This is a genomic window from Sedimentibacter sp. (assembly GCF_038562225.1).
In the GTDB taxonomy this organism is placed as follows: domain Bacteria; phylum Bacillota; class Clostridia; order Tissierellales; family Sedimentibacteraceae; genus Sedimentibacter.
On sequence record NZ_JBCFAS010000002.1, the window covers coordinates 128,185 to 149,120 of the forward strand.

At 43.2% G+C, this 20,936-nt stretch carries 20 protein-coding genes, 1 pseudogene and 1 riboswitch; of the genes and pseudogenes, 5 read left to right on the plus strand and 16 right to left on the minus strand.

Going from position 1 to position 20,936, the window contains the following annotated elements:
* Positions 1-28 precede the first annotated feature (28 nt).
* The gene (locus tag AAGU76_RS07230) at positions 29-1,786 is read right to left on the minus strand and encodes a flavocytochrome c (protein WP_342484802.1); all 1,758 of its coding nucleotides are present in this window, start codon (positions 1,784-1,786) and stop codon (positions 29-31) included.
* Between the two features lie 248 nt (positions 1,787-2,034).
* Here AAGU76_RS07230 and AAGU76_RS07235 point away from each other — a divergent pair, with 248 nt between their 5' ends.
* Positions 2,035-2,358 carry a hypothetical protein gene (locus AAGU76_RS07235; protein WP_342484803.1) on the plus strand — a complete coding sequence of 108 codons (324 nt, stop codon included), beginning with the start codon at positions 2,035-2,037 and terminating at the stop codon, positions 2,356-2,358.
* Between the two features lie 206 nt (positions 2,359-2,564).
* Here the strand turns inward: AAGU76_RS07235 and AAGU76_RS07240 are convergent, their stop codons facing one another.
* From AAGU76_RS07240 to AAGU76_RS07275, 8 genes and pseudogenes are all read right to left on the minus strand, one after another.
* Entirely contained in the window at positions 2,565-4,067 is a 1,503-nt protein-coding gene (locus AAGU76_RS07240; protein ID WP_342484804.1) for a hypothetical protein, read from the minus strand.
* Positions 4,068-4,206: 139 nt separating this feature from the next.
* Positions 4,207-4,289, minus strand: a riboswitch (cyclic di-GMP riboswitch).
* A 132-nt stretch (positions 4,290-4,421) separates the two neighbouring features.
* Positions 4,422-5,510, minus strand: coding sequence for an Ldh family oxidoreductase (locus AAGU76_RS07245; RefSeq protein ID WP_342484805.1), 1,089 nt, complete (start codon positions 5,508-5,510; stop codon positions 4,422-4,424).
* A 16-nt stretch (positions 5,511-5,526) separates the two neighbouring features.
* The gene (locus AAGU76_RS07250; RefSeq protein WP_342484806.1) at positions 5,527-6,189 is read right to left on the minus strand and encodes a VTT domain-containing protein; all 663 of its coding nucleotides are present in this window, start codon (positions 6,187-6,189) and stop codon (positions 5,527-5,529) included.
* A 114-nt stretch (positions 6,190-6,303) separates the two neighbouring features.
* Positions 6,304-6,621 (minus strand): annotated as a pseudogene (locus AAGU76_RS07255) (SDR family oxidoreductase); the annotation flags it as partial.
* 42 nt (positions 6,622-6,663) lie between these two features.
* Positions 6,664-7,062 (minus strand): rhodanese-like domain-containing protein, encoded by a 399-nt coding sequence (locus AAGU76_RS07260; protein ID WP_342484807.1) that lies wholly within the window; start codon positions 7,060-7,062, stop codon positions 6,664-6,666.
* A 134-nt stretch (positions 7,063-7,196) separates the two neighbouring features.
* Positions 7,197-7,397, minus strand: coding sequence for a MoaD/ThiS family protein (locus AAGU76_RS07265; RefSeq protein WP_342484808.1), 201 nt, complete (start codon positions 7,395-7,397; stop codon positions 7,197-7,199).
* The gene (locus tag AAGU76_RS07270; RefSeq protein WP_342484809.1) at positions 7,397-9,100 is read right to left on the minus strand and encodes an aldehyde ferredoxin oxidoreductase C-terminal domain-containing protein; all 1,704 of its coding nucleotides are present in this window, start codon (positions 9,098-9,100) and stop codon (positions 7,397-7,399) included. The genes AAGU76_RS07265 and AAGU76_RS07270 overlap by 1 nt, the downstream gene beginning before the upstream one ends.
* A gap of 10 nt (positions 9,101-9,110) precedes the next feature.
* A complete protein-coding gene (locus AAGU76_RS07275; protein ID WP_342484810.1) occupies positions 9,111-10,265 on the minus strand; it encodes an iron-containing alcohol dehydrogenase in 1,155 nt (384 codons plus the stop codon).
* Positions 10,266-10,460: 195 nt separating this feature from the next.
* On the opposite strand from AAGU76_RS07275, the gene AAGU76_RS07280 reads away from it, so the two are divergent.
* The gene (locus tag AAGU76_RS07280; RefSeq protein WP_342484811.1) at positions 10,461-11,951 is read left to right on the plus strand and encodes a helix-turn-helix domain-containing protein; all 1,491 of its coding nucleotides are present in this window, start codon (positions 10,461-10,463) and stop codon (positions 11,949-11,951) included.
* Here AAGU76_RS07280 and AAGU76_RS07285 read toward each other — a convergent pair.
* Positions 11,946-12,674 (minus strand): zinc dependent phospholipase C family protein, encoded by a 729-nt coding sequence (locus AAGU76_RS07285; RefSeq protein ID WP_342484812.1) that lies wholly within the window; start codon positions 12,672-12,674, stop codon positions 11,946-11,948. The genes AAGU76_RS07280 and AAGU76_RS07285 overlap by 6 nt on opposite strands.
* Positions 12,675-12,840: 166 nt before the next feature.
* Here AAGU76_RS07285 and AAGU76_RS07290 point away from each other — a divergent pair, with 166 nt between their 5' ends.
* A complete protein-coding gene (locus tag AAGU76_RS07290) occupies positions 12,841-13,047 on the plus strand; it encodes a hypothetical protein (protein ID WP_342484813.1) in 207 nt (68 codons plus the stop codon).
* Between the two features lie 39 nt (positions 13,048-13,086).
* Here AAGU76_RS07290 and AAGU76_RS07295 read toward each other — a convergent pair whose 3' ends face one another.
* The 5 genes from AAGU76_RS07295 to AAGU76_RS07315 all read right to left on the minus strand — a co-directional run bounded on the left by AAGU76_RS07295 (position 13,087) and on the right by AAGU76_RS07315 (position 18,547).
* Positions 13,087-13,764 (minus strand): hypothetical protein, encoded by a 678-nt coding sequence (locus AAGU76_RS07295; RefSeq protein ID WP_342484814.1) that lies wholly within the window; start codon positions 13,762-13,764, stop codon positions 13,087-13,089.
* 65 nt (positions 13,765-13,829) lie between these two features.
* Positions 13,830-14,597 carry an aldolase/citrate lyase family protein gene (locus AAGU76_RS07300; RefSeq protein WP_342484815.1) on the minus strand — a complete coding sequence of 256 codons (768 nt, stop codon included), beginning with the start codon at positions 14,595-14,597 and terminating at the stop codon, positions 13,830-13,832.
* 98 nt (positions 14,598-14,695) lie between these two features.
* Positions 14,696-16,663, minus strand: a complete 1,968-nt coding sequence (locus tag AAGU76_RS07305) for an FAD-binding protein (RefSeq protein ID WP_342484816.1) — start codon at positions 16,661-16,663, stop codon at positions 14,696-14,698.
* Between the two features lie 92 nt (positions 16,664-16,755).
* Complete coding sequence (locus AAGU76_RS07310; RefSeq protein WP_342484817.1) at positions 16,756-17,556, minus strand: MerR family transcriptional regulator; 801 nt, start codon at positions 17,554-17,556, stop codon at positions 16,756-16,758.
* Positions 17,557-17,572: 16 nt separating this feature from the next.
* Positions 17,573-18,547 carry a D-glycerate dehydrogenase gene (locus AAGU76_RS07315; protein WP_342484818.1) on the minus strand — a complete coding sequence of 325 codons (975 nt, stop codon included), beginning with the start codon at positions 18,545-18,547 and terminating at the stop codon, positions 17,573-17,575.
* A 160-nt stretch (positions 18,548-18,707) separates the two neighbouring features.
* Here AAGU76_RS07315 and AAGU76_RS07320 point away from each other — a divergent pair, with 160 nt between their 5' ends.
* Together AAGU76_RS07320 and AAGU76_RS07325 are read left to right on the plus strand one after the other, a co-directional pair.
* Positions 18,708-18,887, plus strand: coding sequence for an SHOCT domain-containing protein (locus tag AAGU76_RS07320; protein ID WP_342484819.1), 180 nt, complete (start codon positions 18,708-18,710; stop codon positions 18,885-18,887).
* Positions 18,888-18,898: 11 nt separating this feature from the next.
* Positions 18,899-19,165, plus strand: coding sequence for an SHOCT domain-containing protein (locus AAGU76_RS07325; RefSeq protein ID WP_342484820.1), 267 nt, complete (start codon positions 18,899-18,901; stop codon positions 19,163-19,165).
* Positions 19,166-19,196: 31 nt separating this feature from the next.
* Here AAGU76_RS07325 and AAGU76_RS07330 read toward each other — a convergent pair whose 3' ends face one another.
* A complete protein-coding gene (locus AAGU76_RS07330) occupies positions 19,197-20,435 on the minus strand; it encodes an MFS transporter (RefSeq protein WP_342484821.1) in 1,239 nt (412 codons plus the stop codon).
* Positions 20,436-20,936: the final 501 nt, after the last annotated feature.

Genomic DNA, 20,936 nt, shown 5'->3' on the forward strand with positions numbered 1-20,936 from the left:
TCTATGGAAGATGTATCTGCTATATTATTTATTTTGCTATAAATGCAGCTGCGCTTGCACCAGCAATTCTTCCGAATACTGTTATATCTGTAACTGCGTTTCCGCCTATTCTGTTTGCGCCGTGAACTCCGCCTGTAACCTCACCTGCTGCAAACAATCCTGTAACAGTCTCTCCTGAGTTGTTTATAACCTCAGCGCTTGTGTTGATTGTAACTCCGCCCATTGTGTGGTGAACTGCAGGAGATATTTCAACTGCGTAGAATGGTCCTGTAACCAGTTCAACATCAAGTGATGTTCTTCCGAATTCTGCATCGGATTTAGCCTTAACTGCTTCGTTGTATTTTGCAACTGTTGCTTCCAGTGTTGCTGCATCCACATCCATTATTTTAGCCAGATCTGCCAATGTCTGTGCTTCCTTCAGCAGTCCCTGGTTTTTGTATTTTTCGTAAGTTGATGCCTTTGCATACGTCTGGCTGTCAAGAACCAGGAATGCAGTAGCTTTGTTTTGTTCAAGTATTGCCTTGGAAACCACGTCTCTTGTTTCAAGTTCATTTATGAATCTCTGACCTTCATGGTTTACAAGTATCGCTCCGTCTCCTCTGATTCCTTCTGTAATCATTTCATTGATTATAGGAACAACTGTAGGATGTGTCTGGATCTGGTCGATGTCTGTCAATGAAACACCAAGCTTCTCTACCATTGCCAGTGCATCTCCTGTTGCGCCAGGAGCATTTGTTGTTCCGAAGCCCTTAAGTGCAGGTTTGTACTTAACAATCATTTCAGGATTTGCTCCGAAACCGCCTGAAGCCAGTATTACTGCCTTAGCGTTTATGTTGTAGCTGTTTCCGTTCTTCTCAACCTTAACACCGGTTACAGTGTTGCTGTCTGAAAGAATTTCTACTGCCTTTGTGTTTAGCCTTACTTCTATTTCAAGCTTTTCTACCTGATCAGTGAAAACACTCATAAGGTGTGTACCTACAGGCATTCCTCCCGGTCCCTTATGTATTCTGTCCACACTTTGTCCGCCTGATCTTCCAACTTCAGAGAGATCAGCTCCAAGACTTTCAAGCCAATAAAGCGTATCTGCAGATTTTTCAGTGAATACCTTCAGAAGTTCAGGATTGTTCAAGTCCTTTCCGCCCTTCATTGTGTCAGCATAGAAAAGTTCAGGACTGTCCTGTATTCCCTTTGCTTCCTGGTACTTTGTTCCCGCAGCATTCATACCGCCAGTGGCATAGTTTGTGTTTCCGCCCATAAATGCATTCTTTTCAACTACTATTACCTTTGCTCCGGCATTTGTAGCCTCAATTGCTGCAGAAAGACCTGCTCCGCCTGCTCCGATTATTACTATGTCTGTTGTGACATCTTCAACCTTCTCAGCTTCAGCCTGAACTTCCTTGGCTGTAAGAACTGCGCCTGATTGCTCAACGGCATCCTTAACGGCATTTAAAAAAGCAAAGCTTGTTAGGGTTGCTCCGGTAACAGCATCAGCATCAACTGAGTTAGAGTCGATCATCTGTTTGGTCAGCTGCGCTATAACAGGTTCAGTGAAACCTGACTCAGAGCTCTCAATAACTACTATATCCTTGATTTCGGAATTTTCCAAAGTAACTTCTACTTTAAACGGACCGTACTTTCCGTATCCTTCACCTTCAACCACGGCACTTACAAGCTCTTCCGTTTTTTCTTCCTCAGCTGGCTTTTCAGCTTCTTTTTGCTGACACGCAGTCATAGAGAACACAAGCATGACTGCCAGCAGCAGCGATAACAATTTTTTCAATTTCATAAAAAACTCCTTGCCTTGATATTTTTTTAACTTGTTGTATTATAACACAAGTCAAAATGTTGTCAAGGGTTAACCGTTTTTAGTTAATTTAAACATAATAAAGTAAATAAAATCAACTTTGTCTATTTTTGCTTATTTCTACAGCATGCGACAAAATCATAACAAATCGACAAAATGTGAGCCCTTTTGATTATTCATAATTTTTGTGGGTATAAATAAAACAAATTAATTTGCGAGGAGTGATTTTTATGCCAGAAGTATCCACTAACAATAAATTTTGGTTAAGAGGAGGAAAGTTAAACCAGAAGCGTCATGTTGAACTGACTGAAGAAGAAAAAAAACATGTTGCTCTTTGTGACTGTATTAAGGCAGGGCACCCGTGCAAGAATCCTGTTTTCCGATGCAACCAGTGCGGCAACTACGGCTGCTCCCAGCCTGTAGCAGATAAATGCACAAAGCAGGGATTTAAAAGTGACAAATGCCTCCATTGCGGGTCCACCGACAGCATGATACCCATCATGGAGGACGAGCTCAATAAATATGTTGAGGAATGGGAACGCAAAGATATATAAAATCAAATCATACGCAGATTCAAGTTTACTCACCAAAAAGGTTCCGCCTTGCCGGAACCTTTCTGCTTATATTTATCTTGCCTCGTAAAACACCAGGTATCTTTGCTGTCATTTACAGCATAAAAAAATGCCGCTTATAAGGTTCACCCTTAACTGCGGCTAAATATAAAGCAACCCCCTTGCTTCATTCCGTTATTAATAACGGCTCATTTTATATTTAAAATACATTCATTGATTTCTGTCTGGATCTGTGTCTTACCCTCAAGCATCCTTTTTAGCTGAGCTTCAAGCATCTCCTGTTCGCTGTACAGTTTCTGCTTCATACTTTCCACCAGCTTTGAGTATTCAGATGCATTGCTTTCAGCCTTGCTGGCTCTTTGCTGCTCGGCAGACATCTGCTGCTGCAGCTCATTGATGCTCCTTACATGCTGTTCGGCTTCACTTTCAAGGAACTCAATTTTTTTGTATATGTTCTCCAGCTCATCCTTGAAGCTGTTTATTATGCTGCTGGATACCCTGGCCTTTTCCAGTGTCAGCTCCTGCTCCGCCTTCTCGCTCTTGGCTCTTAATGTTTCAAGTTCGGTAATGTTATCTGATAATGTAGCTTCGAGGCTGAAAATCTTCTGCTTTGACATTTCCAGATACATGTTCTGTTTTTCATTTTTCGCTATTTCCTGTTCAACCTGTTCCTTTAGCTCCTGGCATGCCTTTATGAGCTTGTCGCATTCGACTTCTTTGAACATCATCCTGTTTTCAAACTCGTCAAGCTTTATCTTCATCTCGTTGTTGGTTTCTTCAAGCACCGACGCGTAATCCTTCACCTGAGACAGCTCAAGCATGGATTCTGACAGTAGCTTGTTTCGTTCCCTGCCTTCATCAGTCATTCTTTCCAGCTCTGCCTTAAGATTTGCCGAATCATTGTTTTCTTCAGACATCTCAGAAATATATTCTTCCAGCAGCTGATTTTTTTCCACCATCGAAGCAAGCTTTGCTTCAACTGCCCTGTTGTTTTCCTCAAGCTCAGAAGCGTAATCATTCAACTGGGACAGCTCAAGCACGGATTCTGACAGCTGTCTGCTTCGTTCCCTGCTTTCATCGGCAACCCTGTCCAGCTCTTCCTTAAGACTTGCTGAAACTGCGCGCTCACTTTCCAAATCAGAGACATGTTCTTCCAGCAGCTGGTTTTTTTCCATCATTTCAGCGAGTCTTGCTTCAACATCCCTTTTATTTTCATCAAGATTCGCAGCATAAGATTTTGCCTGCTCCATCTCCATGTTCGACTGTGACAATTGTTCTTCCAGCCTGTGACGCTCTACTGATTCATGCTGCATTTCTTCCTGCAGCTTCTTTATTTCCGCAATGCTTTCTTCTGTGAGAGTTTTCAAGGCAATATCCTTGTTCTTGCATTCACACATGTAGAAATTCAATTTGTGTTTTGAACTTTCAACGCTGTCCTGAATTGTCCTGAACTCTTCATCCTGTATTTCCAGCTTCTTCTTCAGGGCAAAATTTTCATCCATATATTTTTTATTTTCCTGTTCAAGCTTTCTGAACTGTCCTTCTATGTGTTCAATGTATTGGGCAACGTCCTCTTCATTTAAACCGCCGATAAGTTTTGGCCTGAACTGTTGTTTTATTGATTCATGGTTTACTCTGCGCTGGAGATCTTTTAATTCATCCATACCTGGTGCAGCATCCATACTTGACATAATCATTTCCTCCTTGGTATATAAACGGTTTAACGACTTCTTACAAGAAACTAAATCTGTCAGTTAAGCATCCCTGCTGTCATTTCAAATAAAAAAGCTGTATGCCAAAGCATACAGCTGAATAATCAACTCATCTCTCTTCGGCAACCTGGCAATCATAGTATAAACCTTAGACCCACGGCTTTGCGTCCTTGCCTTTCAGCAAGTTTGCTATTATCGTATCAGTATATACATTGTAATGCAAATTGCAAAAAAATGCAATTATAATAATGTTATGTTTTTGTAATTTTTTACCAAGGTGATTTTCAGGAAACTGTCCGCACATTACAAACAATCTGCAGTTCCCAATGCTTCTTACTTTTCGAAAGGAAATCTGAAAGGCAAACCAAGCACATCCCTTACGCCTGTCAAATCCTTCTGAACAGATTCAACCAGCAGAACTCCCTTGTCCTTTCTGTCAAGCCAGCACAGGTATTCCTTTTCTCCTGCCGTATAGATTCTGTCATGATTCTTTGCCTTCCTGGATTCGCGAAGCTCCCTGAGTATGCTGCCTGCAGTATTTTTAAAGACTTCAGCCCCCATGAACGCATCCGTGTCAATGGCCATGAAGAAGTGTCCCAGGCGGTAGGGAGCTTGGGAAAGCATCCTGAGGTAACTTCCTGCCTGAAGAGCTGCAGACATAATTTCAACGACGGTGGCATACCCGTACCCTTTGTGGCCTCCGGTTTCTTCCCCTATTCCTCCCAGAGGCGTAAGTGCCGCTGTATTGCTCGACAGTCCCAGGAGGATTTTACTGCTGTCTGTAATCGGGAAGCCATCCTGGTCGATAACGGCCCCCAATGGTGTATCCATTCCGCTTCTTTCGTAAAATTCTATCTTGCCCCGCTGGGTGATGCTGGTGGCGCAGTCAAGAACGAAAGGAAATTCTTCATCTGTGGGCATGGCAAATGTCAGCGGATTTGTTCCAAGCATATTTTCCACTCCGAATGTTGGAGCAATCGAAGGACGTGCGTTGGTGCCGGTTATGCCTATCATGTTTTCTTTTGCTGCCATCATGGCATAGTATCCGGCTATGCCGTAATGGGTGGAGTTGCGCGCCGCTACCATTCCCATTCCGTATTTTTTTGCTTTTTCTATGGCCATGTTCATTGACTTGTATGCCACAATCATGCCCATGCCGTCGTGCCCGTCAACTACTGCCGTAGTCGGTGTTTCCTTAACTACTTCAAAACATGTTACAGGGCTTTGGGCTCCCGACATGATTCGGTCGATGTATATGGGCTTGAAGCGGTTGCATCCGTGGCTGTCAATTCCGCGTCTGTCGCTTTCCATAAGGACGTCCGCGCAAATTTTCGCTTCCTCTTCAGGCACACCCAGCTTTACAAAAGCGCTTTCCATGAAGTTTCCAATCAGTTCCCATGAAACGTATACAAAATCTCCCATTTAATCCTCCTTTGGACTATTTCGTTTTCAGTTTGAATACAATAATTGCAGTCAAAATCAATACCAGGTATATGAAAAATGGAACCATGAACTCAAAAGATATGGGGTTATCAACAGACCTGCCTATGAACACGGATAAAATCATTCCCGGAGAAAGTCCCAGCAGCGTTCCTGCCAAGTAAGGAACATAGTCCATACCCGTAGAACCCAAAAACATACTCGTAAGGTCCAGGGGCGGTCCCTTTATGATTCTGACAAGAAAGCTGCTTAAAATGCTGTTGTCATTTTCAAATTTGACCACCCTGTCGGCGTACTTGTTTTTTTTGATCATTTCTGACATCTTGTGCTTCCCCAGGTACCTTCCCAGGAAAAATCCAAGAGACATTTCCAGAACTATTCCCGTATAGTTTAACAGTATGGCGTAAGGCAGAGGAAATATGAGCCCGGCAGAAATGTACAGCACCGTCTCGGGTATAACCATTATAACTGTCTTAAGCACATATAAGAGTAATATGGCAGCTGTCGTCAGAATAGGCGATCTTCCAGTGTACTCCAGAATTTTCGATAAAATTTCGCCGGCAAGCGGGATAAGCTTTTTGTAAGTGCCTATAAAAGTCAGCAGCAGCGCCAAAAAAGCAACTGCTGCGGCTATGTAGCAATACCTTCTTTTTTTGTTCATGCCGCACCCTTTTTATTAAGATATACTATTATATACCCTGAAACATGACATGATAAAATATTTTTACACAAATGAAATTAATAAAGGCGGACAACCGTCCGCCCCGCATTTATCTTACATGTAAGCTGTCCAGCCTCCGTCAACGGCTATTGCCTGGCCGTTTATCAGCTTTGAGTCATCACTGGCCAGGAATACTGCAACAGCAGCTATTTCCGCAGGTTCTCCGTAGCTCGGGTTTAAGGCTAGGCCTATTCCCGTTCTGGCTGCACCTTCCTTATTGATTTTCTGCATGAATTCCCCGCTGCCTATATCGGTCTTAATCGCTCCAGGACAAATGGCATTGCATCTGATGTTTTTCAAGGCATACATGTAGCCTGTGTTCTTTGTAAGACCCACAACCGCATGCTTGCTGGCGGTGTATGCTGCTCCTGCAATTCCTGCCGCTTTATGGATCTAAAAATAATGAACCTACAATCACTTTACGGTTTCATAGGGCCAGTCGTTTATGCCTCCGAAATCATAGACATTTGTATACCCCATGTCTATGAGAGTCCTGGCTGCTGCTGCGCTTCTGTTTCCACTCCTGCAGTACACGAGTATTTTCGCATCCCTTTCACTCAGCACCTGAACGGCTTTTGCTGATATTTCGTCCACCGGCAGAAGAACCGATCCCGGTATGTGTCCCTGGTCGTATTCATCCTGGGTTCTTACATCCAGCACAATGACCTCTTCGCTGTCCATAATCTTTTTTGCCTCTTCCGCGCCGATTTTCTTGTATTTTCCTGTATCCATCTTTTCTTCCTGCTCACCGCAGCCTGTTAAAACAGCTGCTGCCACAAGCACCACTGACAACAACAACAAAATTTTTCTCATATGTTCCGCCTTTCCTGAAAGCTATTACACTTAGTAATTACCCTTGCCGGCAGTTTTTAATCATAATTTTGTCCTGCCACTGTAACTGTGCAAACAAAAGGAGCTGCGATAACACAGCTCCTCCATTTATCCGTTCATCCACCGGATACAATCCTTAACAGCTTTATACTTTCGAAGCCCTCAAGCTTCATGCTTCTTAACCTGTCCTTGTCAACAACCCTGCCGTTGACCATAACCAGGGTCATGTTATCCGAGATTTCTCCGGCTTTGATTATGGCATCCCAAACCGTCATTTCAGCATGGCATTCAACCATCCTTCCATTAACCGAAATCATCAGAAATCAAACAGCACTTCGAGTTCGTAGTCATTTATGTCAAACTTCGAGCCTGTTGCAGCACTTCTTTCCTTGTAGAAAAATTCAGGAAGCCTGTCATCTTCGGCTGTCATTCCTGCCATCCTGTTGTACGCCCTCTCTGTCAGCAGCGTCTTAACTCCCATTTCAGCAATCTTTCCAAAGTCAGGTTCTCCTCCGTACATGGCTGCCATGAGTCCTGACAAAAGCGGAAGGTTCGCTGCCGCATGAGAAAAAGCAAACAGACACATCATGCTGTCCGAAAAGCAAATTGCGACCTGAAGCTTGTTGGAAGCATACGCCTGAGCGCTTCTTCCCGCATCATCAAACGCACGGCCCATGGTTAGACCAGCCGTGTGGTCGGCGCCCTGGGGACACGTTGCGTACGTTATACCCGTGCCTTTGGTATTTCTTGGGTCATAACCAGGAAGAGACTGGTGTTTCACCACAGGTATCCTGAAGCAGCCCAGGTGTTTGCCCACTGCTTCGCAGCCATCACCCATAATTTTTCCGAACTCGGTTCCCTGTTCCATTTCATCCAGCAGTGATAACGCAGCCTTGGCATCGCCCCAGTTTATTTTTCCTGTTTCCATGCAAACCGCCACAGCGTTTCCTGCTTCAATGGTGTCAACTCCCAGGTTGTCACAAATCCGGTCCATTTTTGCTATGGCATCCAGATCTGAAATATGGCAGTTCGGTCCCATTATAGCAATTGTCTCGTATTCGAAGCCCGACGTAAGGTAATTCCCTTCCTTGTCGTTGTAGCAGTTTGAGCACTGCACCACGCAGCCCGGCTGACAGGACAGCTTGTTTTTACCGCCTCTTGAGGCCAGATTTTCCATAAATTTGTTGGCTCCCACTTCCCTGTAGTCCTTGAAAAGTTTCCCAGAGAAGTTGTCGACAGGAAGAACTCCGTTGTTTGCAGTTGCTTCTATGGTTGAAATGGTTCCAATGTTGTGGAACGGATCCATTTTGGCTCCCTCAGCCACAAGTTTATTGAATTCCCTGCAGAGTTCCTCAAACTTTTCTTCGTCCGCATATTCAACCTTGTATCTTTCATCTGGATTTTCCACTACGATGGCCTTTAATCCCTTACTTCCCATGAGAGCCCCAAGACCTCCCCTGGCAGCAGCACGGCTTGGGTGTCCTGAACCAAACTCTGAAATCTGCACAGAAGCGCTTTTGTAAAGCCTTTCTCCGCCTGCTCCGATGGAAATGGTGGCAGCCTTGTCGCCGTACTTCTCATGGATTTTTTCAACGAAGTCATAGTTGTTTACACCCCTGAATGCAGAAGCATCCTCAAGGGAAGCGTTGCCTGCAGAATCTATGTGAAGAATCCAGAGTCCCTGTTCCCTGGGTAAATCCTTAACAGCAATCATCTTTATTCCCTGGCCTGCAAGCTGGTAGGCAGCGTAGCCTCCCGAGTTGCTTTCCTTTATGCCGCCGGTGAGAGGACTCTTGCCTCCAATGGACAGACGGTGAGCAGTTGTGACTTTGGTACCGGCAAAAACTGACGTGCAGACTATGAGCTGATTTTCCCTGCCCAGAGGATCGCACGATGGCGGAACATTATTAATCATGTACCGGGCAATGAGTGACCTTCCGCCCAGTCCTTCCAATTCCTTGTCAAAAGGTTCCTTGCTTACAGTCAAGTTGTTCATGTCTACAGTTAATTTTGACCACATATTGACCCTCCTATGCATCGTATGCAGATTTCAACAATTCAGCGACCCTGGCAGCCGTAATCCTGTATGGTACCATGGCAAAACCGGCATCTGCAGTTACAGCCGGCGCTGCTTTCAAAGCATCCTCAAGACTAACCCCTAAGTCTTTAAGATTTGGAATTCCCACTGACTTAATGAGGGATCTCAGGGCAGTTTTTGCAGCTGCTCCGATTTCATCAGGCGATGCGTCATCCGGGACGTCAGTACCGAGGCACTCGCATATCATTCTAACTTTTTTCCATTCAGTCTTTGAGGTGTACTGGATTACCTCCGGCAGAGCAATGCCGCAGGCAATGCCGTGAGGGATGTGAAAATGTGCTCCAAGAGTGTGTCCTATGGAGTGACCCAGGTGAACAAGCCCGTTAGTAAAAGCCATTCCCGCAAAGGTGGATGCCAGAATCATTTGTTCTCTGGCTTCCTCATTTGAACCGTCTCTGTAAGCAACGGGGAGCCATTTTGCAATTGTTCTAATTGCATCCCTTGCGAGGGCGTCTGAAAGAGGATTCGCCTGTGAACCTGTAATGGATTCAACAGCGTGAGCAAGAGCATCAATACCTGTGGCAGCAGTCATCTTGGGAGGCAGTCCCATGGTAAGGTCAGGATCGATGACCGCAAGGGATGCAACACACACAGAACTTACGACGCTGTCTTTGTTTCCTCTTGATGTGCATGAAATGACACACATGTTTGTAACTTCGCTTCCGGTTCCGCTGGTTGTAGGAATGAAAACCATAGGAACGCCTTTTTTAAGGTTCTTCTGCACACCAAAATACTTCATGATAGGAGGTTCGTTATTGATCAGTACATTTATGCCCTTGGCTGTGTCCATGGAACTTCCTCCGCCTACAGCCACAATTCCGTCGATTCCTGCTTCCCTGGCCAGCACGGCTCCTTCTTCAACCATTGTGTCAGGCGGGTCGGGAAGAACCTTATCGAAGATGACCGTTTCAACTCCGGCATTGTTGATGTTCTCCACGATTGTATCAGCAATGCCCGCATCCTTGAGCCCTTTGTCATAAACGACCAGGACTCTGCTGCAGCCAAGCTGCTTAACCTTGAGGCCTGTTCGCAGTGAAGCGCCGCTGCCCATGAGCATCGGAACAAAAATTTCATAAGATGTAATCATACTTGCTCCTTTCCTAAAACAGATATCTGAGATAATTATAGCACTTGTTATCGTTTTCAAATACGTGTAGACTGTTTGAAAAAAGAAAGAGGTATTTGTGCAACATGCATAAAAAATATATGAATTCAATCATAAATAGCGTGCCGTAATGTGAAAAATGCTGTATAATGAAGTATAAAACAATGGGGTGATCAAATGCGCTACATGGAAATGATAAAGCTGCTGCAGGAAAAATTCCAGATAGAAAACATGTCCAACTCTTATAACGCAAAAATTATAGATGTGAAGCCGATGGATGAACACATTGACAACTGGCACGACAGGACTCTGTACATAGGTCATGCAAGTTCTCAGTCCTTGCCTGACAAACCTGTGATGCTCATAGGTCCTGAACCTGTTCATGATATTTGCAGCGGCAGCAGCTATTCGCTCATCAGAAGCGGTGATTTGGTCCAGGTATACAACTGTGCCAAAGACTATCTAATGGATGAACTGCGCTCGGAGGCAGAATTGTTTGAACTGTCACAGGCTGTCTTAAACAAAAAGAGCCTCGCCCACCTAATAAACATGGCTGCAGATGTCCTGGGCAATGCAATCATTCTCACTGACGGAGGCAAGAAGGTACTGGCTCACTCCGCTGCCTATGAAATTGCAGACCCTCTGTGGGCAGAAAATGTTGAAAGGGGATTTCTTTCCTATGAATTCATCCAAAAAGTACGCTTAAACAAGCAGATGAAGGAATGGGACAAACAGGGCAGCAATGCTCAGCTGATAACCCTTCCTGGAGACAAGCAGCCTAAACTTGTGGCACGAATAGTTCAGAATGGTCACGTAGCAGGCTCTCTCATAATGGTAGAACATCACACGAAAATAAATCGCTCACACTTCATACAGCTTCCTTTGGTAGGAGACATACTGTTTGAATCCTTCAGCTACGACTCCTCAAAAGGAATGTACAAGTCCATTCACAGCTCCGTGCTTTACAACATGCTGGATGAAAGGGAAATGAACAAGTCGGAAATGCTGAGCTTATCTAAAATCACATTTCCCAAATCCATGCAGGTGGTTGTTGCCCAGTTCACTTTCAATACCCAAAACCACTACCTCAAATTCAGCCTGAGAGTGGATTTGGAAAGACTGTTTCCAGACGGTTTCTCGGTGCTGTATAAAAGCTACATTGCCATCCTTGTGCCTGATGTATCCTTGGAACAAAAGGAAAAGCTCACGAAGCTTGCTCTTGAGGAAAGCGTAAACATAGGAATTTCGTGGAAGTTTGACGACATCAGCCAGTTCAGCAGGCATTTTTATCAGTCGGTCACCTGCATAAAGCAATCCCGACATTTTGGAGGATCACAGGTGTGCAGCTATACGGAATTTGCTTACTATGACATGCTTATTAACAGTTCAGCCCATGCTCGACTAGAAAATTTCTGTCACCCGGCCCTGAAATGGCTGAATGATTACGATGATAATCTTTACATCACGCTTAAAAAGTATCTCGACTGCAGCAAAAATGCATGCCAGACTTCGGATGCGCTTTTCATTCACAGAAACACACTGAACTACAGAATAAAAAGAATCAAGGAACTTACGTCCCTTGACCTTGATGATCCCAACACAGTGCAATGCCTAATGGATTCCTTCAGAATCGAAAAATTCCTGAACCTTATGAAAGGTAAGTCATAGCTTCCTGACTGCTTTAAGAGCCTTTATTCTTCTTATGTCGTAAAAAAAGTTCCGCATGAGGCCTGCAGTTGTTTTCTGCGCCATGACCAGAATGTTTGACGTTATTTTGTAAAACCTCATGTGTTCATTCAAAATCCCTGAATAAAGATCATGGGTCACAAGCGCATTTTTGCTGTTAAGTTCCAGATAATCCTGCACGGAATCAAGATATATGCCGGAATCATAGGCCCTGAACTTGTCGTGCACCCTGTACATTTTTATAACCCAGTTCTCGTATCTTCTGTGGTTGTTCAAAAGCTCCACATTGGCATGCTGAGGAATGGTGACATCCTGTATCAGGTGGCACGCTGCCCCCAGATAAAACATGGAAGTCTTCACATCTCCCAGGAAATATTCCTTCAATGCCCTTTTGTAGTATGCAAGGCATTCTGTTTTGGCATTGCTGCTGCCATACATTCCCTTCTTTGTCCTGGGGCTGTAGAAGTGGTTGCTGCTCTTGAAGTCCTGGTCCGCCCACACTGCTCCCTCGTTTATGTTTTCTATGTATCTGGAAAGAAGGTTGAATGTTTCCTTGTGCCCGTCGTTTTTTAATATAATCAGAGACTGATTGTTTATGAACTTGTGAACTATGCACTCTGTCCTGATAACTTTTTTCTTCAGGGGATTGACTGCCCTTGTCAGATTTTTATAAATGAATGAATAGGATTTTTCTACTGCGCTCATATCTACCTGCCATAATAGTTTTACAGATATTTTGTTCAGGTTTTTTTCTATTATCCCCATGAACTGTTTTTTTGTTCCAGTTTCCCAAATTTATATTATTTGACTAATCATTATGCAAATAATATAATGTAATCAGGCAACTCAAACTTTAAATCAGGAGGAAGAAATGAGAAAGCTGATTAAACGGGTTATGAATTCCACCAGGGAATACACTGTGGTAGATTTCGGAATACTCAAAGTTTCACTTATGTGTTTCGGAATCCTTTTGGGCGCATATTTTTCGGATTTTTTTCTGACAAAAATAGTGATTGTGTGGATCTTGTATATTCTGACCTTTGCGTTGATTATATATAAGACGTTTATAAAATACTGATATGCTAAAGGGGCTTTCGCCCCTTTTTAATTTGCATCATTAGTTCTGCGCTGTCACAAAAGGATTTTTCTTTATGGCCAGTGCGTACAAAAATGGGTACTCGTCGTGAAGGTAGCCCATGTAGTTGATCCATTCAACAACCATGGCCGAATATGCACGCAGCATGTCGTTTGAAAGGTGGTCTATGTCATCCTTGTCAAGGCGTACAAAATCTCCCCTGGTCTGAAGTTCATCAGCCACATGAAACACTGCCCAAAGCATGTCCGTGAAGGAGTCGTGCTCCAGCAGATTGGAGTTTTCAAGCATGTTGAGCGTGAAAGATTTGTACTTCGCAAGAACCTGGTATAGCTTATCAAGCCTTGAAGGGTCAGCATATATGTCAAACTTGAATTCCTTGGCGGCTTTTTTAATGCGGCTGACGTTCTTCCTGTTCAACTGGCTAACCTTGACCAGCTTGCAGAATTCATCGTTGTTGCGGTTGAACTTTGAAATAGTTTCTATTATGGAAATACCTGCCTCAACGAAAAATGTGCTTATTATAACGTTGATCTTCTTGATTTTCTTTCGCTTTTCCATGACATTCAAAAACCTGTTTATTATCATGGTGACCATAACAACCTGAATGGGGACGAAAGCCAGGTCCTGAAGCAGGTAGAATATAGTGTCATGAGTCTGGTGAAAAAGCAGGTACTGCACATAGTATATGGCTGCAGACACAATGGTCAGCAGCACGATTAAAATAACATTGTTTCTGATGCCGATAGTAATCCCTCCAAACCTTGTTATGCTTCTTTGCTGAATTCGTCCACGAGCTGTCTCATTCCGTTGTAAAGAATGATTCCGTCTATTCCGCCCAGCAGGAACTTAAATCCCATGTCCATGTGCTTTTTCATGGCTCCTGCCCATGTCATGGTCCCCGGTACCACGTTGTGCTTCCTGCATGCTTCTATTACCTTCTCGCAGTTTTTAATGACATCCGGATGGTCAAGCTGCCCGGAAATTCCCATGGATGTGCTCAGGTCCATAGGTCCCACAAAAGCTATGTCTATTCCGGGTACAGACAGTATTTCATCGATGTTTTCCACAGCGGTGTAATGTTCAACCTGAACTATCAACAAAACCTCGTCGTTAGCCTTGGCAAAATAATCCGTATATTCATCTGCTTTTGCTCCAAACAGAACAGCCCTTCCGAGTCCCATGCCCCGAACGCCAACCGGAGGATACTTACTGTACTGCACAGCTTTTTCCGCTTCTTCCCTGGTGTTGATTAGGGGAATCATCAAGCCGTGGGCTCCCGTGTCCAGACCTCTCTTCACCAGGGCTATGTCGTTGTTGGCAACCCTGAGAAGCGGAGTGGTTTTTGTGTTTCTTATGACTGAAATCATTTTTCCTGCAGTTTCCAGGTCCATGGAACCGTGCTCCCCGTCAATCATCAGGCAGTCTGCTCCTGTGTGGGCCATTATTTCAGCGTTGTCCAAGCCGTTTGTTACTACGAACGATCCGAAAACCGCTTTTCCCTGTTCTAGTTTTTCCTTCAATGTATTCTTCACAGCTACCTCCGGTATACTTGATTTATAACTTATTCTATATCGCAGAACTTTTTTTGTCAAAGAAAAAAAAGACTGCCGAAATCGACAGTCTTAAGAAATTATTTACTTAATGAATAGGCTGCTGCTTCCTTGCCTGCTATGTTTCCTGAATCAATTGCCAGTCCGTAGAAAGATCCTGGAATATCATAGTATGGAGCGCAGAACAGACTTCCTGCATCAGATCCTACAACATACAATCCCGGGATTGCCTTGTTGTCGTCGTCCAATGCCCTCAATGATTCATCGACTCTCACACCGCCGATGGTGCTCCAGCCGCTGAATTGGTTTTCTACTATGTAGAAAGGTCCTGTTTTAATTTCTGACAAGTACATGGATTCTTTTCCGAATTGTGTATCCACTCCGTCTATGCAATATTGATTGTATGCATCAACTGTTTCCTTGAGATTTTCAATTCCGGCCAGTTTACCAAGCTCTTCGATAGTGTCTGCCTTGAAAATCCATTTTTGAGCTATGCCTTCTTCAATATCTGCATCCAGATTGGTAAGCACTTTTTCCTTGTAGTAGTTTCCTATTGTCCAGTTGTCCGGTGCTCCCTTTTCTCTTGTATACACATATAATCCCTGTGTTTTCATGGCATCAACATAAGCTTGATCCACAACAGCATAGTATGGGCTGTTTCTAAGAATCGGTTCACTTCCGTAGGACATCGGATAATCAACAAGCAAGCCTTCGTTCATGAAGCGTGTTCCCTGAGCATCCACATAAAGACCTCCGTACACTCCGAATTTAAAAGCTGTATTCTGGTCATACTTGTCCTGCTTGGCACTTCTTGTAGCCTTGGTGTTTGTTCCGCCATATTCACTGCCGCAAAGTCCGAATGTTTTATCCAACACAGCTCCGGCTTCCATAGCCATCTTAATTCCGTCGCCGGTGCTTAAACTTCCGCCAGCAGGATTAATTGTTGCACCGGAGAAATATTCCGATATCATGTCCCTGTTGCCTATGAAACCGCCTGTTGCAAGTATTACTGAATCTGCATGTACTGTTACCTTTGTTCCGTCTTTTTTCTGTGCTTCAATACCGACAACATTGGCACCATCCATGATCAACTTCTTTCCTGTGGTGTTGAACAATACTTCTACACCATCTTCCTTCAGCGTATTTTCCCAGATGCTTACACGTTCTGCTAACGGATTGAGAATGAGATGGAAACCGCCGTACTCACCTTTGAAAGGTGTTTCAAACCTGAAGTCTGCCTCCTTGAACTGATATCCCATATCCATAAGCTGCGTTACAGCTTCACTGGATGTTTCAAGACAACGTCTTACAAGAGGTGCATTTACCGACCAGTGAGAGTAGTTCATCATGTGGTAAAATGCCTTGTCAACTGTAAGCTTGGAATTCTTCTCCTGAAGAACAGGTGTATCAACAGCAAACGGGCCTGATACCTTCAATCCGTTGGATACTGCAAGAGCTGCTCCCTTTTCAACAGCCATTACCTTTGCGCCTGAAGCTGCTGCATTGTGAGCCGCCATGAAACCTGAAGCGCCCATACCCACTATTACCACATCAACAGTGTATTCTTCGTCAGCACCGGCCTGTTTCACTACCTTATTGGCTCTTAACGCCTTCACGTCTCCGCCTGCCTGTTCAGCACATTTTGTTACCGCATTTATTACAGCCATGCTGGATATGGTAGCTCCTGTAACTGTGTCTACCGCCAGACTCTGATTGTCGATAATATCCTTTACCACACTGCCTTCAACCAGCGAAAACAGTTCAGGAGTTTCTTTTTGTTCTGTAATTTTAATGTTTGTTATTTCACTATCGCTGAATGTTGTTTCTACATTCAGGTATGACAGGTAACCATAAACCCTTTCGGTATATGTGCCTGACTTAAATGAAAGCTTTGCAGGTTCGACCTTTTCAGAATTTGCAGCTGCTGCTTCCTCCTTTTTAGGAGCCTCCTGCGGCGGCTGTTGCTGCTTTGTGTCACAAGCCGTAAGCATGGACAGAATCATGGCAAAAGCCAAAACGCAGCAAATAAATTTACTTTTTTTAAACATCTCTTTTCCTCCCCAAAGTTGTTAATTTAATTACAATCCATATTCTAAAGTATGAACATGGTTTAGAGTCAAGAGATAATTTAGAAAAATTGTTATTTTTTTATCGGAACGTACAACACTTCTATATCGCTTCCCTTTCCGTCCAGATTCAGGAAAGTCGGCAAGAGAAGGATGTCTTTGCAAATCTCATAATTGTTTTTTTCCATAAACTCGAAAAGATCATGAAACGATTCTTTATTTTCACTTTTTTCTCTCGTTGCTTTGCGGTAATAGCATATGCATCTTCCCAAATGAATCTTCTTAACCTGCGTTTTATCATACTTTCCCAATAAATACTCTTTTGATATTGGTATTGCATGCGCATAGCTTGGATTAATGCATTCATTTTCACTTAACAGGTCGTCTTTGTAAATTATCCTTGCGAAAGATGATATTGAAAGCAAGTCCACAAATTGAGCCAATATTTTTTCACTCTTGAACGATACGCTGAAATCAGTTCCATTTGACGCAAGAACATAAAGGTGGTCTTCAACTTCCATGATTTCAAAATTGCTGCTGTAGCCTTCCTTAAGATAATTAATGACAGTATCCAGCTTGCTCATACGATGGTTCATTATTTCAATTTGTTTTTGAAGGTCTTCTTTTCTTTCTTCCAGGGAATTGATAAACTGCAGTTCAGAATGCTTTTCATCAAGCATCTTCACCGCCTGCTCAACTGTAAATCCATATTGCTTAAGAGTTCTAAATGCGTTCACTCTGAAAGCATCCCACCTTGTAAAGTATCTGTATCCGTTTTTATCCTTATGAACATGCAGCAACCCGTTTTTTTCATAAAAGCGCACCTTCGACTGGGATAGTCCCGTCATTTTAGCAAATTCATTAATCTTATACATGTGATATCCCCATAAGTTATTTTCGCAGCTCAGGCACTATGTTTGGGGGCACCTGCCCTGTGAGAGCCTTCACCATGTTTTCTGCTGCAAGCATTGCCATATCGTTTCTTGTTTTTTCGGTGGCAGAACCTATGTGGGGAAGCAGTACAGCATTGTCAAGCTTCAGCAAAGGATTTTCCCTGTCAACAGGCTCCTGCTCGTAAACATCCAGCCCTGCTCCAAGGATCCATCCTTCCTGCAGTGCCTTTATGAGAGCTTTTTCGTTCACCGTGGCACCCCTGGATGCATTTATGAATATGGCATCACTTTTCATAAGCCTGAATTGGGGCTCGTCTATAAGGTGGTATGTGTCACTGCTCAGGGGAGTCATCACCAGCACAAAGTCGCTTGATGACAGTACGGTTTCCATATCCGCATATCTGACACCAAGCTTTTCCTCCGCTTCAGTCTTCCTGGTCCTGTTGAAGTACAATACATTCATGTCAAATCCACAAATTGCCCTTCTAGCCACATCCTGACCTATCCTTCCCATGCCAACGATTCCCAGAGTGGCGTGATGAACGTCCTTGCCGAAAAAGCTCTTGTCATCCATCATGTTCCATCGTCCTTCCTTCACGCATCGGTCAAGGTAAGAAACCTTTCTGGCGCAGGACAGCATCAGGGCGAATATCAGGTCAGCCACAGTATCGTTTAAAACTTCCGGTGTGTTTGTCCCTATGACGTTTCTTTGCTTCATGGCATCAGTGTCGAAGTTGTTGTATCCCACGGAAACATTGCTCACAACTTTTAGCTTGGGCGCTCTGTCAAGGAGTTTTTGGTCTATGGCAATCCCCGACTGCAGAAGTCCTTCTGTATCCTTAATCTTCTCATACAAAGTCTCTTCGCTTATTCGTCCTTCATTGTCGTACATCTCATAATCGCAGTGCTTACCTATGTACTCCTCAACAAATGACGGTATTTTTTTTGCTATGTAAACCTTTGGTCTGTTCATACACATTCTCCCGAAAATTATTTAGTTAAACAAAATTATATCATCGCTCCATTATTGTTGCAACTTAGTATATTTTTCTTTTACATGGTATAAATTAACAATTTTTCTTCATAATTTTGACACAATTATGTATTACATTGATAGCAAAGGAGGAATTAACATGATATTCATATGGATAGTAATAGGCTTGTTAATTTACTACATGTATAAAAACAACGCACAAACGAGCATAGATGCACCTAAGCGCAGCAATGCGGAGGAGATATTGAAGGAAAGATACGTAAGCGGCGAAATTGATGACGAAACTTACGAAAAAATGAAAAAGACGATCAAAGAATAGGAGGGATTATGATGTTCAGAGGTTATGGAGGATACGGAGGATTCGGAGGCTGTCTGGGGTTTGACAGATTCTACGGCGGCGGTTTCTTACCGATGTTAATGATGGGTATATTCGCTGTTATAGTTGTGGCACTCATAGTGCTGGCAGTGAATAAAATAAATTCTTCCTCTAAGAGAAGCTCCGGAAGTGCAGCGCTTGATGAATTGAAAATCAAGTATGCCAAGGGAGAAATTACTGAAGAGGAATATTTAAGAAGAAAAAGAATATTAAGCGAATAAGCAATCCCCGGCTTTTTGACCGGGGATTTTCTCACTTTCGTGCAAGGGATTTTCTGAAGGTGTATCTTTCAAGCAAATTGAAGCAATACATCACAAAGCTGCACATCATGGCAATAAAAAATGAAATTGCCCACACATTTTTAATGGGATTTGACAGCAGATAGCTTCCCATCATAACCGGTCCCATGGCCTGCCCTGCTCCGGATATTATTCCGTAAAGGGAATTGAATCTCGCCCTGTGGGATTTGGGGGAATTGTTCGCAATGTATACGCCGATATTCGTTGCATTGAGTATTTCCCCTATGGTCCAGAGAACCGTGGACACCAACATCATACCGAAGGAATTCACGTAGTACAGCATTCCCAGGCCAACAGCCCAGAAGACAGAAGCCAGCGCCACATTGAAGGATGCTTGAAATCTCTTTGTGTATCCAATGATGAATATGGTCATCAGAACTACGACTATGCCGTTGGTACTCATGAGCAATCCGAATATCCTCGCTCCCTTGTCGACGCCGAATACAACCTTAGCATAGAGAGGCAGCGTGAAATGAACCTGTGAAAATGAAAATGACATGAACATGCAAATAACGGCAAATACCAGTATCTGCGGCCTCTTTATCACTGCCGACAGCACGGAGCCTTCTTCGGCACGCTCGAAGTCATATGATTCAGTTTCCGTTTCCATGCTGTACTGTGGTTTTGTTTCAGGAACGTTGATGATTATCACTATAACCGATATTATTGTGGTGACAGCATCACCGATGAACAAAAGCGGCAGGTAGTTCTTATATAGGAATCCTGCAATGACCGGTCCCACAGAAAAGCCTATGTTTGTTCCCAGATACAAAAGAGAAAACGCGCCCTGCCTGTTTGACTTGTCGGAAAGGTCTGCAGTCATTGCACTGCTTGAAGGCTGTGCCGCATTGGAAAAGAACGAAGCCACCAGCAGCAGGTACGGAATGGTCATGGACATTTCCATAAAGGCGCATAGCAGGTAGCTTGCAGCCTGAAGAAGCGTCAGGGTGCACAGAGTATACTTCCTGTTGAACCTGTCGGAAAGGTATCCTCCTATCATTGATGCAGGCACAAACATTGTGGTGGAAACCGTCACAAACCAACCGGCTTCGCTTGTTGACAGCCCTATCTTGTCTGTGAGAAGCAATGTGAGAAGTGGTCCCACAAAGGCTCCTACAGAGTTTATTATTCGCGACAAAAAAATAAAATAAATGGACCGCGGAAAATTCCTGTAGTCATCAAAAAAGCTCAAAAACTTATTATTTATTCAAACTCACCCCTCGATGCTATCTATTTTATTAACCATATTTTTATTTATTCACTTAGCAACAATTTTATTATGGTACTAAATTTTTCCAAAGTCAACAGCTGAAGGTAAAAAAAGATATTTGCTTAAAATAAAAATATATGTTTAGAAAATTAAAATCAGGGTATAAAACATATACCACAAAAGATGCTGAATCATAAGTAATGTATTTAAACCGAAAATTCAACATCAACTAGAGTTTAAGGATATGGTTTGGTGTCTGGTGATTATCATATAGACATAAGAAAGGAACATTAAATGACAAAAGAAAAAAGTAAATAGCATCCGATTTCATATAACTAATGAATTCCGGGTGCTATTTATTTAAAAAATATTTTATGATATGTGTTTAGGATTAAAATCTGGTGGTATATATTAAGTACAACATAAGCAACATAATCAAGCTGAAACAGTAAATATTCTAAAAGCTTTGATAAGGTCAAAATT

What these genes read in the sequence shown, in the direction of transcription:
- AAGU76_RS07270 (WP_342484809.1), bottom strand. Translation starts at nt 9,100, where the DNA reads ATGTGGTCAAAATTAACTGTAGACATGAACAACTTGACTGTAAGCAAG.
- AAGU76_RS07290 (WP_342484813.1), top strand. Translation starts at nt 12,841, where the DNA reads ATGAGAAAGCTGATTAAACGGGTTATGAATTCCACCAGGGAATACACT.
- AAGU76_RS07325 (WP_342484820.1), top strand. Translation starts at nt 18,899, where the DNA reads ATGTTCAGAGGTTATGGAGGATACGGAGGATTCGGAGGCTGTCTGGGG.
- AAGU76_RS07245 (WP_342484805.1), bottom strand. Translation starts at nt 5,510, where the DNA reads ATGGGAGATTTTGTATACGTTTCATGGGAACTGATTGGAAACTTCATG.
- AAGU76_RS07275 (WP_342484810.1), bottom strand. Translation starts at nt 10,265, where the DNA reads ATGATTACATCTTATGAAATTTTTGTTCCGATGCTCATGGGCAGCGGC.
- AAGU76_RS07240 (WP_342484804.1), bottom strand. Translation starts at nt 4,067, where the DNA reads ATGTCAAGTATGGATGCTGCACCAGGTATGGATGAATTAAAAGATCTC.
- AAGU76_RS07285 (WP_342484812.1), bottom strand. Translation starts at nt 12,674, where the DNA reads ATGAGCGCAGTAGAAAAATCCTATTCATTCATTTATAAAAATCTGACA.
- AAGU76_RS07320 (WP_342484819.1), top strand. Translation starts at nt 18,708, where the DNA reads ATGATATTCATATGGATAGTAATAGGCTTGTTAATTTACTACATGTAT.
- AAGU76_RS07310 (WP_342484817.1), bottom strand. Translation starts at nt 17,556, where the DNA reads ATGTATAAGATTAATGAATTTGCTAAAATGACGGGACTATCCCAGTCG.
- AAGU76_RS07230 (WP_342484802.1), bottom strand. Translation starts at nt 1,786, where the DNA reads ATGAAATTGAAAAAATTGTTATCGCTGCTGCTGGCAGTCATGCTTGTG.
- AAGU76_RS07260 (WP_342484807.1), bottom strand. Translation starts at nt 7,062, where the DNA reads ATGAGAAAAATTTTGTTGTTGTTGTCAGTGGTGCTTGTGGCAGCAGCT.
- AAGU76_RS07250 (WP_342484806.1), bottom strand. Translation starts at nt 6,189, where the DNA reads ATGAACAAAAAAAGAAGGTATTGCTACATAGCCGCAGCAGTTGCTTTT.
- AAGU76_RS07265 (WP_342484808.1), bottom strand. Translation starts at nt 7,397, where the DNA reads ATGATTTCGGTTAATGGAAGGATGGTTGAATGCCATGCTGAAATGACG.
- AAGU76_RS07280 (WP_342484811.1), top strand. Translation starts at nt 10,461, where the DNA reads ATGCGCTACATGGAAATGATAAAGCTGCTGCAGGAAAAATTCCAGATA.
- AAGU76_RS07305 (WP_342484816.1), bottom strand. Translation starts at nt 16,663, where the DNA reads ATGTTTAAAAAAAGTAAATTTATTTGCTGCGTTTTGGCTTTTGCCATG.
- AAGU76_RS07315 (WP_342484818.1), bottom strand. Translation starts at nt 18,547, where the DNA reads ATGAACAGACCAAAGGTTTACATAGCAAAAAAAATACCGTCATTTGTT.
- AAGU76_RS07235 (WP_342484803.1), top strand. Translation starts at nt 2,035, where the DNA reads ATGCCAGAAGTATCCACTAACAATAAATTTTGGTTAAGAGGAGGAAAG.